11 protein-coding genes and 1 pseudogene are annotated in these 13,965 nt (G+C 51.5%); 5 read left to right on the top strand and 7 right to left on the bottom strand.

The window, feature by feature from the left end:
- Positions 1-12: 12 nt before the first annotated feature.
- Positions 13-354: a type 2 periplasmic-binding domain-containing protein gene (locus PY311_RS11865; protein WP_286148910.1), complete on the bottom strand. Its 342-nt coding sequence runs from the start codon at positions 352-354 to the stop codon at positions 13-15.
- 39 nt (positions 355-393) lie between these two features.
- The gene (locus PY311_RS11860) at positions 394-708 is read right to left on the bottom strand and encodes a DUF1904 family protein (protein WP_286148908.1); all 315 of its coding nucleotides are present in this window, start codon (positions 706-708) and stop codon (positions 394-396) included.
- 280 nt (positions 709-988) lie between these two features.
- Here PY311_RS11860 and PY311_RS11855 point away from each other — a divergent pair, with 280 nt between their 5' ends.
- Both PY311_RS11855 and PY311_RS11850 read left to right on the top strand, forming a co-directional pair.
- A complete protein-coding gene (locus PY311_RS11855) occupies positions 989-1,546 on the top strand; it encodes a helix-turn-helix domain-containing protein (RefSeq protein WP_286148907.1) in 558 nt (185 codons plus the stop codon).
- Positions 1,547-1,597: 51 nt separating this feature from the next.
- Positions 1,598-2,386 carry a DeoR/GlpR family DNA-binding transcription regulator gene (locus PY311_RS11850; RefSeq protein WP_286148905.1) on the top strand — a complete coding sequence of 263 codons (789 nt, stop codon included), beginning with the start codon at positions 1,598-1,600 and terminating at the stop codon, positions 2,384-2,386.
- A 128-nt stretch (positions 2,387-2,514) separates the two neighbouring features.
- Here the strand turns inward: PY311_RS11850 and PY311_RS11845 are convergent.
- The 5 genes and pseudogenes from PY311_RS11845 to PY311_RS11825 all read right to left on the bottom strand — a co-directional run.
- Positions 2,515-2,751, bottom strand: a pseudogene (locus PY311_RS11845) (transposase domain-containing protein); the annotation flags it as partial.
- A gap of 109 nt (positions 2,752-2,860) precedes the next feature.
- Positions 2,861-3,352 carry a hypothetical protein gene (locus PY311_RS11840; protein WP_286148904.1) on the bottom strand — a complete coding sequence of 164 codons (492 nt, stop codon included), beginning with the start codon at positions 3,350-3,352 and terminating at the stop codon, positions 2,861-2,863.
- Positions 3,353-3,616: 264 nt separating this feature from the next.
- Positions 3,617-4,777, bottom strand: coding sequence for a tyrosine-type recombinase/integrase (locus PY311_RS11835; RefSeq protein WP_286148903.1), 1,161 nt, complete (start codon positions 4,775-4,777; stop codon positions 3,617-3,619).
- Positions 4,778-6,143: 1,366 nt separating this feature from the next.
- A complete protein-coding gene (locus tag PY311_RS11830) occupies positions 6,144-7,544 on the bottom strand; it encodes an alanine/glycine:cation symporter family protein (protein WP_286148902.1) in 1,401 nt (466 codons plus the stop codon).
- Positions 7,545-7,650: 106 nt separating this feature from the next.
- A complete protein-coding gene (locus PY311_RS11825; RefSeq protein ID WP_286148901.1) occupies positions 7,651-8,847 on the bottom strand; it encodes a trans-sulfuration enzyme family protein in 1,197 nt (398 codons plus the stop codon).
- 247 nt (positions 8,848-9,094) lie between these two features.
- On the opposite strand from PY311_RS11825, the gene PY311_RS11820 reads away from it, so the two are divergent.
- The 3 genes from PY311_RS11820 to alr are packed head-to-tail and all read left to right on the top strand — an operon-like array spanning position 9,095 to position 13,190.
- Positions 9,095-10,627: a PucR family transcriptional regulator gene (locus PY311_RS11820; protein ID WP_286148900.1), complete on the top strand. Its 1,533-nt coding sequence runs from the start codon at positions 9,095-9,097 to the stop codon at positions 10,625-10,627.
- 23 nt (positions 10,628-10,650) lie between these two features.
- Positions 10,651-12,054 carry an MATE family efflux transporter gene (locus tag PY311_RS11815; protein ID WP_286148899.1) on the top strand — a complete coding sequence of 468 codons (1,404 nt, stop codon included), beginning with the start codon at positions 10,651-10,653 and terminating at the stop codon, positions 12,052-12,054.
- Positions 12,051-13,190 (top strand): alanine racemase, encoded by a 1,140-nt coding sequence (gene alr / locus PY311_RS11810; protein ID WP_286148898.1) that lies wholly within the window; start codon positions 12,051-12,053, stop codon positions 13,188-13,190. Before PY311_RS11815 ends, alr begins: the two co-directional genes overlap by 4 nt.
- The last annotated feature ends 775 nt before the right edge of the window (positions 13,191-13,965 follow it).

Below are 13,965 nucleotides of genomic sequence, written 5' to 3'. Positions count from 1 at the left end.
CCTTTGATGCATTTACAGCAGCATGGTCGCAGAGACGCGGGCGTCATAAGATTCCACGGGAGAGATATGTGCCACATCCACGGAGCCGAGCATCAGCTCGTCAAACACGTTGGTATAGTCACCCAGAGCGCTGTCAGAGTACAGCTCCACTGTTACACGGCCCTCTGTGCCTTCCTTGATCCGGTCGCACATCTCCTGATCCAGCTTATTGGCTACGGAGTCACTGCTGTGCTGATTGCCCATTTTCAGCGTAATTGGGGTAAAGCTGCTGCTGTCACCGCTGCTGCCCGCATCCTTGCTCCCTCCGCACGCGCTCATGCTCACGACCATTGCTGCCGCCAGGATCATTGCCATCAGTTTGTTCTTCGCCTTTTTTCTATCCTTTTCATCTAATTAGGAATGCGTTCCGTTTTCATAAAAAAGATTGCCGGGGAATTCTGTAAAAGTAACTTGCACAAAATCTGTTTCTTCCTGCTTGAAGAAGGCGGTAATAACTTCCGCTACCTTATCGCACATTTCCTGAGACCGATGCATCCAATAAATATCTACTGCAATTTCATTTTCATCATCAATGCGGTGAATCGGCGAGTGAAATACTTTTACATATTCTGCCTTGACTCCCGTCGTATCAACGAAAAGTTCCTTTAACGGTTTTGCGACTGCGCGAAGTTTGTCTTCTGAGACTCCCTGGACTGTAATATGCGGCATCCCTTATTCCTTCCCTTTTCTTTATACGCGAAAATCATTTCGCAATCAAATAATAACCCCTTCCCGCAATTTTGTAAATTGTCCAATATATAACAACTATACTGCATAAAATTGTGTAAAAAGCATATTTTGTATAAATTTTCGCTTTTTATAAAAAATGAAATTATTTTGTTAAAGAAATATCATATTTGCATTTCTACAAAAATCTGCTACAATATTTAAAGAATATACCTATAGTGCACATTGTCACAGCGGAATCTAAACATAGGAGTTAAACACTATGCATGATCAAGCTATCGGGAATATGATCAAGTTGTGCAGGAGAAAAAAGCAAATTACTCTTCAAGTCTTATCAGAGCAAACTGGCCTATCCGTTAGTTATCTAAGCACATTGGAGCGCGGACTCAGTAGCCCCACTATCGCAAATTTGAATCTGATCTGTGAGGCGCTTGGCATTACAATGGCTGATCTGATTTTGAAGTTAGATGAAAAAAAGCCCGTCGTATATAAAAACGACAGGCAAATCATCTTCTCTAATCCCGGCTACCGTTATGAATCCGCAACAGAAGGAAAGCACCAAATGAGCTGCATCGTCATGGACGTTTACGATAATGTGCTCCACTCTTCAAGTCCACATGTTGTAGATGAAGTTGGATTTGTTATCTCCGGTTCTATCAAACTTTTTCTCAATGATGAAGAGTACACCCTCCATGCCGGCGATTGCATCTACATTGAAGCAAATACCAAGCACAGCTATCAAAAAGTAGGAAATGATGACTGTACTGCAATTTGGGTCTATGCAGCCTCACACGCCACAAACCTAATTCATGTAGAGTAAACACAAATACCTGCGCAAATTAGTTTTGAAAACCTCGAAAAGGATGCACCTATGAAAGCACCGCTCTATTTAGAAAACCGTATTAATGATGTACTTCATCTGTTAAATATTCATTCCCGAGTTTCTACGGCAGAACTATGTTCCCATCTTCATATTGCCCCATCTACCGCGCGAAAGTTACTTGCAGATATGGAAAAAGAGGGGCTGCTGATTCGCACTTACGGTGGTGCTATCAGTGTAGATGCCAACAAAGACCTTTCTCTGACTCAGAAGATGCTGCTCAACATTGAGCGTAAACGCAAAATTGCCCAGTGTGCCCGCAATTACGTCAAGGACGGGGATCACATTGCAATTGGCGGCGGGTCAACCCTATTGGAGTTTTGCTCCTGCCTATTGAATTTAAAAGGCGCAGCAGTTGTCACGGATTCCATTTCCTGCGCAAATATTTTAATGCAGAACCCCAATATAGAAGTCCAGATCTGCGCTGGTACGATTAGTTCCCGAACAGGCTGTATCGTAGGTGCCAGCGCCATCAGATCGTTTAATGATATGGTATTCGATAAAGTTTTCCTGGGTATTGATGGAGTTGATTTGGAGCAAGGATTCTGGTATGACAATATTCTGATTGGCAATGTAGAGCGTAGTATGACTCACGCCGCACGGCAGGTCTTTATCCTGGCAGACAGTACAAAGATGGGACATACCAGCATCGTGCCAATGCTGCCATTGGAAGCCGCAGATTATATCATTACCAATCCCTTTTATGACACCCGATTCATTCAGCGCTTAAAGAGGCACGGTTGTGATGTGATCTTCAGTGAAGAACCGGAAGACTATTGAGCAGCCGTAACGGTAATGTACAATAACGGACCTGTTGACAAAAGCAAAAAAACTGTAAGCGTAAAATCTAACCACGTATAAAAGGCCGCCATCTCAAGGAGCCGTTCGCTCACTGAGATGGCGGTCATCTATTTTTGCGGCATATAGCATTCTTCCGGGGCTCTCGCGGGAAGCAGCTTTTCGGCCCATGCCTCATCTGTTTCGCTTAGACCAGGCGCATTTTGCAGGAGCCAGAGCAGATATTGGTACGGGTTCAAGCCGTTTTCCTTCGCCGTTTCAATCAGGCTATAGATCGCGGCGCTGGCCTGCGCGCCACCGGGCGTATTGGCAAAGAGCCAATTTTTCCGCCCCATCACAAATGGTTTACTGAGGGTTCTTTGCCCGCCTTGTGCAGCCGCGGTTATTGTACTTCACAGTGGATCTTATATCTTTGGCCCGGCAGATGCGCAGCACCCTCTTGTCATTGACATTCGCTCAGCCAATTGCCAGATAATGGTAATGAACCGTGTTGACATTGCTGGCCACCGGCGACGTTGTGGAATAAACCTCAAAGTCGCCGGTACAGATATGGGCGATGATTTTGCCGTTATCGCTCAGGCCGCTCCCGGCAACCACCAGACCGCCGAAGCAGGAGCCGCTGTAGCAGGTGGAGCCGTTCTGGCTGGTGATCATAACGGCCTTGGGCGTGAATCCCAGGGTGATTTTCCGGGTGCTGCTGCCGTTGCCCGTGTAGGTGCCGCTGGTAATTTTTGGCAGCGCCGTCTGCAAACTGCTTCCCTGGTCCGCCAGGGCCTTCAGCTGGGTATCCAGTTTTTCCCAGTTGCTGTTGAATTCCTCCCGCAGGATGCGGTCCGTGCCGTCCCAGCGGAAATCTTCAGTTGACCCACACCATGACCCACGAACAGAAAAAACGGGGCGGAAACAACGGAGAAAAGCGTATCTGCGGGTGAGGAAATCCCACGGCAAACCCGCTTTATTCTCCCAAAATCCCGCAGAAGACGGCCCTATCGAATCTTCACACGCATGAGGCCACTGGTTCGAGTCCAGTAGTCTCCACCAAAAATCACCGGAATCGCCTGATTCCGGTGATTTTCTTTCATAATCCGCAACTTTTTGAGGCACTTAATTTTTGCCGTTTCTTTAAGACTCACACGCTGACCCACACGGGGAAAGGGCCGGAAAGCACCGGACAGGGCCGGACAGGAATTTTTCTGTTCGGCCTTGTTTTTTTCAGTGCATCTGCTGGCTGATGACCCCGCCGATGGTATCGGCGGCATCCTGCTTCATCTGGGCCGTGGCGTGAGTGTAGGTGTTCAGCGTGAACCCCGCCGAGTAGTGGCCCAGCGCGCCGGAGAGCGTTTTCACATCTACTCCGCTTTTCAGCGACAGCGTGGCGAAGGTATGTCTGAGGTCATGGAACCGAATGTGCTCCGCACCGATGGCTTTCAAAATTTTGTCATGCGTCCGGCGGAAAGCGTCCGGGTCATACATAGTCCCGGTCTTGGGCGATGGAAACAGATACGGATTGCGAGAGTGCTTTTTGTGCTCGGCAATTAGCAGGTCAACCGCCTGCTGCGGAAGGGCCAGCGTTCGCACGGAGTTGCGAGTTTTCGGCGGACTGACCACCAGTTCCCCGTTAATTCGATTTACCTGTTTCGTGACAGCAAGCGTCCGGTTTTCAACGTCCAAGTCCGTCCATTGGAGGGCCAGCAGTTCACCGCGCCGCAGGCCGGTGGTCAGCTCCAGATAGAAAGCGGCCAGCAATCCTCGTTTTTCCGCTTCTGCGAGGTACATTCCGATTTTCTCTTGCGGCAGGATCTTCATTTCTTTCTTTTCCAACTGCGGCAGTTTACAGCCTTGGGCGGGATTGGCGAGGAGCAGGTGCTCCGCCACCGCCTGCTCCAAGCAGTTGTGCAGCAGCGTGTGAACACCCCGAACCACTCTGGGGCTGAGGCTTTTGTCCCTGAGCTCAGGAAAATTTTTGCGCTGAACCCGTCCGCTCTTTTGGAGGTTGTTGTAAAACCGCTGGATCTGGATGGTGGTTAACTTTTCCAGAGGGACGCTGCCAATTCCGGGTACGATGTGGTTCTCGATGTAGTTGGTGTAGTAGGCTTTGGTGTTTGGCCGGATGCGCGGCTCGGCGTAGACCTCGTACCACGTTTTCACCCATGACGCTACGGTGTATGTCCCGGCTTTGGATACGTCTAACTTTTGGCTTTCGCTGATCGCAGACTTGAGCTTTTCCTTGACCTCGGCCTGCGTTTTGCCCAGCACGTTTTTGATGATGCGCTTTCCAGTCTCTGGGTCATAACCGGCGGTGTACCGACCCTCCCAGCGGCCGTCCTTGCGTTTGCGGATGTTCCCCTCGCCGTTTGCTCGTCGTTTTGGCATAAAATCAACCCCTTTCGGCAACGAACAATACCGTAACCAGCAGAGGAAAGCTACTGAAAAGAGGAATCGTTATCAGAAAGTTATCATCTGCTTTGCATCGCTCTTTTCTTTGCCTATTGCGACGCAATTTTTGCGCTGCCGGATGAGCACTTCTTTAGTTACAGCGGTGCGATTTTTGAACGGATGAAAAGCCCTTTTTATTGACTACAGCGGCTCAAAATATACTCGTTTTCCTCCTAAAATTGCCGTTGCTCAAAAGGCACTTTTTCGAGTGGTTGAAAACGGCGGTTTTGCTGATAGACTGCGAAACGGTCACCTTGAAAAGTCCGCCGTCACGGGCCTTTTCCGTGCCTGACGTTCATCCACGACTGCGAAAATGCCCGCCAAGGTGCACCTTAGACTGCGGTTTCCAAACCCCGGAAAGCCCCGCACTGCGGGGCTTTGAGGCTGAGAGGTGCCCAATTACGGGCACCTCTCTTTATCTTGCTAAAATCGAACGGCCTTCACCGTCCAAAAATCCGGCTTAAAAAGTTCAGTTTTTCACTCAAAATCGTTCCCGCGTATATCTCCAAAAAGTTACCGTCACAATGCTGGCCCAAACCGCTTTTCATCGCGTTTTTCAACTTCTCGCACAAATGGCCCACGTTCGCTTTCACGAGTGAAAGCGGGTACACACTCGCCTTTGCTCAAAGGATCGCACACAGCGGCTTGCACGCCGAAACAGGGGGCGTTTCGGACGGGGGGTGGTATCACTACCCTCGGACCGTTTTGCGCGGTTCGGAAACCCTGCGTGGCCGGGCGTCAGAACGGCATACTTTGCCGCTTTTTGGCCTTGGTCGGGTGTGCTCCCGAAGAGCGCAGAGAGCCTGCGTGACAGCGATGCGCTTATGCGCGTCGCTGTCACGAGGCGTCGCGGCCCCGCTGGGCTGCGTGATCCAGTGAGTGCACTATTGATTATGTGGTGAGCATGATTTATTACGCATCTGCCACTTCTCTATCGGTGGTTTCCACTCACTGCTACCTCCATAAATGTCGCCGAAGATGATGATTGGCATGAACAAAGCGGGAATGGAGTAACCAACAGGAATCTTGCAGAACATCGCAAGACCGATGAAGAACAGCAGGAAGATCCCTATGGTTGCACATTTCCGAACATTCTGCGCTTTGGTATCAAAATGGATTATTTTCTGTTTATGATTGGTTATCTTAGCGGTAAAAAGAAGCGGGCACGCATTTGCAGCGCGTGTCCGTTTCCTTTGGTAATACAGTTTTGATAAATTGTGTGTTTCTGCTGCCCATTGCTCCAATGGCCTTACGGTTTTGCCAAAATAGAGAAGAAAATGGAGCAATAGGAACTACTTACAAATCACTTTTTAGCCATACGGCGAGCCTCTTTTTCGGCCTTATAGCGGAGCATATCGGGATCTGTCCATTCTTTTTTCATTGCTACCAACTCCTTGGACAAAACCCACAGAGCGATCAGGTTCGGGAAGATAATAATGCCATTGACGGTATCCGCAATATCCCAAACAACAGACTCGCCGGAGATAGCACCTACGAATACACAGATGACCCAAAGTATGCGAATCAAAGGCCGCACTTTCTCACCAAAAACAAAGGTCGCTCCGCGCTCCACGTAGATATTAAAGGTGATCAGGCAGGAGAATCCAAACAGAAGCACCGCCCCCAGGGTAATCAGTCCGCCCCAGGAACCGGGCAGCAGTTTATCAAAAGCGGCCATAGTCAAGCGGGCACCATCGAGGTCCGGATCAGTATACAGGCCGGACATAACAACGGCGATGCCGGAAACAGAACACACCAGGACCGTATCCAAAAAGACTTCCACGGGGCCCCAGACCGCCTGCTCCATGGGATGCTGCACCGTTGCGTTGCAGTGCACCATGGCGGCAGAGCCGACACCGGCCTCATTGGAGAAGATACCGCGAGCACAGCCATAACGCATGGCGATAAAAATGGAACCCACGGCGCCGCCAGTCACAGCGCGAGGTGTAAAAGCCGCTTCCAGAATCAATGCGATCGCGCTGGGAACCTGAGAAATATTCAGCACGATAATGAGCAAGCCGCCCAGAATGTAGGCGCCGCCCATAAAGGGAGCCAAAACCTCGCAGACATGTCCGATCCGTTTTGCGCCGCCGAAAATGCAAATGCCGGTCAGGATTGCGAAGAAAACACCGGTTCCAACAGTGGGCACACTAAACCGCTCGTCCAGTACAGCAGCCATGGTGTTGATATCGATAATACCGGAAATGACGATTGCATAGAAGATAACGCAGATTGACATGAACACGCCTAACCAACGGCAGTGCAGACCCTTAGAGATATAATACATAGGGCCGCCGTCCACGGTACCGTCTTTGCGTATCTCACGGTACTTAATACCCAAAGCAATCTCCGAAAACTTTGTTGCCATACCGATAAAGGCTGCAACTACCATCCAGAACAAAGCGCCGGGACCACCACTGACAATTGCGGTCGCCACCCCCGCAATGTTGCCGGAACCCACGATAGCACTGATGCTCATCATGGCCGCCTGGAAAGAAGTGACCTCGCCGTCCACCTTCTCGCCTTCGCCTTTCTTGGAAAAAGCCTTTCCAACAGACCGGCTGAACAGATACCCCATATGCTTAAACTGAATAAAATCCAGTCTGACCGTCAAATAAATTCCGGTGATCAGGATCATGATGATGGCGGGCGCTCCCCACACAAAGTTATTGACCGCATCATTGATCGTTACAATAAGATCCATATATTCCCTCCGTCTTTCATTGAGGGGGTGCGCAGAACCGCACACCCCCATGTTTCAGTTGCGGCGCTGGGGAAATTATCTTGCGTCAGATAAGGGAATCAATTTATTAAATCAGCGCCAGAGCCTGATCCAGATCCGCGATCAGATCATCGGCGTCCTCAATACCGATGGACAGGCGCACCTGGCCGTCATAGATCTCGGAGGCATAGCGCTCCTCGGGTGTCATATCAAAATGGCTCATGGAGGGAGAGTGCTGGATCAGGGAGTCCACATTGCCCAGGCTGGTGGCCAGGCTGAACACCTTGACGTTATTCATCACGATCCGGACAGCGTCCATACCGCCCTTGATATCCACGCTCATCATGCCGCCGAAGCCGCCATGCATCTGCTTCTTGGCGATCTCGTGGGTGGGATGGCTCTCAAGGCCCGGATAGTACACGCGGTCCACCTTGGGGTGCTTTTCCAGATGCCGGGCCACCTTCATGGCGTTCTCACAGTGACGTTCCATGCGGACGCCCAGAGTCTTCATACCCTGCATCAGCTGCCAGGCCGCGAAGGGATCCAGCACAGCGCCGAAGCACTGCAGATAGGGCATCCGGCAGTGGTCGATGCGCTCCTTGGGACCTGCGATGACACCGGCGGTGACAGTGCCGTGACCGTTGAGGTACTTGGTTGCGCTGTGGACCACCAGGTCAGCGCCCAGATCCAGAGGATTCTGAAGGTAGGGGGACGCAAAGGTGCTGTCCACGATCATAGTGATGCCGGGGTGCTTATGTACCGCCTCGGCGATAGCGGCAATGTCGCTGATCTTCAGAGTGGGGTTTGCCGGAGTTTCAACATACACCAGAGAGGTGTTAGGCTGGATAGCCTTTTCCACTTCCTCGACCTTAGTGGTGTCCACGCGGGTATAAGTAACGCCCAGCTTGGTCAGGACCTTGGCAAACAGGGCGTAGGAGCAGCCGTAAATCACATCGCCGAAGACCACATGGTCACCGGCCTTTACAACGCTCATAACGGCGGTAGAGATGGCACCCAGACCGGAGGCCAGAGCCAAAGCCGCCTCAGCGTGCTCCAGATGGGCGATCTTGCGTTCCAGCTCATCGCAGTTGGGGTTGGCGAAACGGGTGTAGGAGAAGCCGGCGTCGGCGTGCTGGTTCAGATACACGGCGGCATCGAAGTTTTCCAGCACATAGGTGGAGGTCTGATAGATGGGGCTGACATGGGCCATAGCTACGGGCTCATAGGAACCCCACAGTTTGGCGTGAAGCTGCTCAGCGTGCAACAGATCAGTATTGATGCTCATAGTCATTCTCCTTTTGTCATTTATGTCAAATTTGCTTGACTGTTTACGGGAATCATATTACCATTTGACTATATTGACCTTCAACCTACACATTGTCAGATAATTGTTCACTTTTTTCCACACAGATTGACTATACTAAAATTCTTAAATTTATAGTAGAATAGCTGTAGCTTTCAGGCGCCTTCCCGGCCTTTGATGAATGGCCGCTCAGGTTGCGCGCCCCGATTCAGACGGAGGGGACCATTTCGTGTATACACTTCAGAATTTTATTGAGGACCTGCCGATTCAAGGGTTGACGATTCTTTCCAGACCCGCCGACCTTTCCTCCATTCCTGTCAGCTCCATTTCCGCACAGGAGCTGCCGCTGGATGCCTTTGTCCGTGAAAATGAAATCGTTCTTTCCACCCTAATCAGTTGCTGGAATGACGAGGAGCTGTTTCAGCAATTTCTGCGGGACATCAAGCGGTCAAAAGCGGCAGCTTTGGTTGTCTGCTTTCGGAATAATGATTATGTCCCCAGTCAAAGGGTATTGGACTGTGCCGCTGAAATCGGTCTCCCCCTGCTGCGGATTCCCTGGGAAATTCGGTTTGCTGAGGTCATTCACTTTACACTGGACCAGATTCACGAAAAGAATATAGAGGGATATAAGCGTGTACAGGAGCAGCTCTTCAACGCCTACTTCACCTCCCAATCCTTAGATGACGCCGCCGGTATTCTCTCCCGCTTCTTTCATGTGCCTGTGGCTATCGCTGGCCGCAGTCTGGACATCAAGGGGCGGAGCGGAAAGGTTTCTCTGGAAAACGCCGAGCTGCTGGATATTCGAATCAACTCGTTCCTGTGGGGACACCTTTACATCTGCCAGCCGGAGGATTGCGCACCGCTGCTGAAGGAAACGGAGCTATTGGGGAAATATATTGCGTTGCCTCTCTCCCTGTGGTTCAACCGCGAAAATATCGAGAGTATGACGGTCCTTAAGCTGAAAAATGACTTCGTCTGGAACCTTGCCAACCAGAATTATACCTCTTTTCAGGAGATGATGCAGCAGGGCGCTAAGCTGGGCTTTGATCTGACCACGCCTCATTTGTGCATTGCTCTGCGTATCTGCCCCCAGGACCCCCGGCAAGCACCGGGCGAATACTCCACGCAGTCGGCGGAGATCGTTTCCCAGATGGAAAATCTGATTTTAGCTGAGCGGAGACGTTTGGGCCTAAAGGTCATGTTTGCTGACCGGGGCCTGATGTTCATTCTCTATGTAGAGGTCCTATCCGACCATATGCTTCAGCGTGTTGAAAAATTTGTCTCCGCCCTTGACCTCCGTTTTGCCGAGCTGCACCCATCCTTGCAGCTCTACTGGGGCATGAGCGAGACCTCCGCTCCTAACAGTGAATGCTTCCATACGCTCTGTCAAAACGCACAGTTGGCTTTGCGATACTGCACACACGCACAGACAGGGCGGCATATCTTCACCTATCGGGATACTCGATTCCACCAGATCATCTCCGAGCTTTCCCGCAGTGAGCTGATTCGGACTGCCGCTCAGGAGACGCTCTCTCCCCTGTTGAATTACGATAAGGGCTCCAGCATGGAATTGATCCAGACTCTGATGGAATTTTTAAAGAATAACGGAAATTCCAGTCTTACCGCCAGAAATCTGCACTTAAATCGCCAGTCCCTGCTTTACCGTCTGAAGAAAATCGAAGCGCTTACAGGAATGTCCCTCAGTCAGCGGAAGGACCTGTTTCTCCTTGAAATATACACGCGCATCCACTCCGACTTCTGACTTCTTTGCCGGGAGGTGCCGCCATGCCGTCAGCAAACCGTGACCCCGGTTTTTATCAGCGTCTTTCCGCTCTGGCGCTCCCCATTATTTTGCAAAATCTGATTTCTACCTCTCTCGGCTTTGCGGATACCTTCATGGTGGGCCTTCTGAGCAGCGACGCTCTTTCGGCTGTCGCCGCCGCCAACGCGCTTTTATTCCTGCTGCAAACAGCTATTTTCGGCCTGACCAGCGGTCTTTCCGTGTTGGTCAGTCAATATTGGGGCCGTCAGGATTTAAGGGCGATCAGCCGCTGCCTGGGCGTTGTGCTCTATGCTGGCGGCAGTGTGGTTGGGCTTTGTGTACTGCTACTGCTTCTGTTTCCCCATGGGGCAATGGCTCTGGTGACCAATGATTCCCTGCTGATTCAAATCGGCGTCGGCTATCTGCGAATCACAGCCGGCGGTTATCTCTGCAGCCTGTTGTCGGCAGTATACGTTTCTCTGGAGCGGAGCACCGGAAATCCGAAATTGGGCACCATTATCCTTTCTATTTCTGTTGCCTTGAACACTGCGCTGAATTATTGCCTGATTTTTGGAAAGCTGGGCTTTCCGGCATGGGGAATCACCGGCGCCGCTGCCGCCACGCTGATTGCCCGGGTTTCCGAGGTCTGCATGGTACTCTTTTTTATCTGCAAACAGCGTCGATTCCCCTTGTATCCTGCGGAATTATTCAGGCCCGGTCTCTTTACGCTGCGGCTCTTTCTTCGCTATTCCCTTTTAATCCTGTTCAACGAATTCATGTGGGCCCTGGGGCAGTCCGTTTTCACATCCATTTTGGGACACGCCTCCGCCAGCGCCGATTTTTTAGCTGCCTTTGCTGTCATCAGCAGCATTGACAAGCTGGCCATGGTAGCCTGCTATGGGTTGGCAGACGCCGCCGCCATCCTCTTGGGACACTGGTTGGGACAAGGAGCCGAAAAGGAGAATATTTACCGACTTGGTTGCCGCCTGCTTCGGATCGCCGCCCTTTTGGGCGCGCTTCTTGGCGCTGTTTTGGGGATTCTTCTTCCTGTATTGCTCCGTCCGGTCCTGTTTCCCCTTTTCCATCTCAGCGCCTACGCTGCCTCAGCCGCAAGCTGGATGTGTCTTTTTTATCTGCTTCAGCTTCCCTGCCGCTCTTTTAATAACGCCGCCATCACCGGTGTTTTCCGGTCCGGCGGCGACATCCACGGTGCCATTGCTGTGGACTTGATTCCCCTGTGGCTCGTTGCGATCCCCTTGACTGCCCTTTTTGTTTTTGTAATTCAAGCGCCGCTGCCTGTAATCTGTCTGGGAATTTATTGTGAAAATGTGTGTAAAATGCCGCTCGGCATTCTGCGGCTCCGCAGCCGCAAATGGCTCCGCACGCTTCCCGCAAATCTGACAAAACAGGGGGACTCCGCCATATGAACACCACATATGATACCTTTCGTGACGCCTGGGTCGAGGTCGACAGTACTGCCCTGCTGCACAATTTTCAAGAGGTCCGCAGGGCAGTCGGGCCAAATGTAAAAATCTGCGCCGTTCTGAAGGCCCAGTGCTACGGCTTGGGCGGCGCTCAGGCCGCTGAGGTCCTGAAGGACGCGGACTGCTACGCTGTAGCTGTTCTCAGTGAGGCACTGGAGGTGCGGGCTGCTGCGCCGGACAAGGAAATTCTGGTATTGGGCTATGTTTCACCCGATGGCTTTGCCGAAGCGATTCGGCACAACATCTCACTAACTATGTACAGGCCGGAGGCTATGGAAGAGTTGAACCGGCAGGCTGCTGCGATGGGACAGAAAGCCAGAGTCCATATCAAGATCAACTCCGGCATGAATCGCATTGGATTTGCCCCTACAGCAGAGGCCGCGGACGCGGTCGTCCGCTGCATGGCCCTGCCTCATTTGGAGGCAACGGGCATATTCACCCACTTGGCTACAGCGGATGAGGCGGATAAATCCGGTGTCCGCAAACAGATGGCCCGGTTCGATGCGTTTTTGGAGCTCCTGCGGCAGCGGGGCGTCACCCTCCCCACCGTCCATGTGGCGGCCAGTCCCACCATCTGCGACCTGCCGGAATATGACCGGGATATGGTGCGCCCCGGTTTATTGCTGACCGGCTACTACACCTCTGAGGAGGTCAGCCGGGAACGGATTCATCTGGTTCCCTGTATCAAGCTGAAGGCTCGGTTGGGAAATATCATGCCGGTCGCCGCCGGCGAGGGAATCGGCTATGGCTTTACCTATCACACCTCACGGGACTCGATCATTGGCCTGCTGCCCCTTGGCTTTTCCGACGGGTTCACCCGGGCCTTTTCCAATCGCTTTTTTGTTACCATTCGCGGCTATCGCTGCCCGGTTGTAGGCAATATCTGTATGGATCATTGCATGATTGACCTCACCGATCTGCCAAACCCGCAGATTGGCGAAGAAATCGTTGTCTATGGCGACGGAAGCAACGGCCCGGACGGTGCTATGAATATTCAGGAGACCGCCGACCTGCGCGGAACAATTGTAGACGAGGTTATGACCAACTTGGCAGCACGACTTCCGCGGCGCTATGTGTAGGTTCTAAAACAAACCAGTGATAGCAGACTTTTAGGCCCTTTTATTGCGAATGATGCAGATGAAAGCTCCAAGCTGCATGAGGCAGATGCTATCTGATTGATTGATTCATTCAGCCATCTGCTTACCGTGTATATGTGTATATTTTTGGCACATCTTTTATCTCTCAACCAATTATCATTTTACAGACGAAAAGGAAGCTTGCTTCTCTGCGCAAAGAGAAGCAAGTTTCCTTTGCCTATGGCGGCGCAAAATATGACGTGCCTGTGTGGATTTGCTTGGCATTTTTGTTTCAGTACGAATTGGGACAATGTTTAAAATCATTGCCCCACGATTCGACCCACGAGCAGAAAAAACAGGGCGGAAACAACGGAGAAAAGCGTATCTGCGGATGAGGAGATTCCGCGGCAAACCCGCTTTATTCCCCCAAAGTCCCCCAGAAGGCCGCCCTATCGAATCTTCACACGCATGAGGCCACTGGTTCGAGTCCAGTAGTCTCCACCAAAAATCACCGGAATCACTTGATTCCGGTGATTTTCTTTCGTAATCCGCAACTTTTCAAGGCACTTAATTTTTGCCGTTTCTTCAAGACTCACAACCTGACCCACACGGGAAAGGGCTGGAAAGTACCGGACAGGGCTGGACAGGAAATTTCCTGTCCGGCCCCGTATTTTTTTGCCGTATTTACCGCATCTGCTGGCTGATGACCCCGCCGATGGTGTCTGCGGCGTCCTGCTTCATCTGCGCCGTGGCGTGTGTATAGGTGTTCAGGGTGAAC

It is taken from the genome of Neopoerus faecalis, from assembly GCF_029218125.1.
GTDB classification, from domain to species: domain Bacteria; phylum Bacillota; class Clostridia; order Oscillospirales; family Oscillospiraceae; genus Oscillibacter; species Oscillibacter faecalis_A.
Note: the sequence above shows the minus strand (reverse complement) of the source record. Positions and strands in the feature narration are given on the sequence as shown.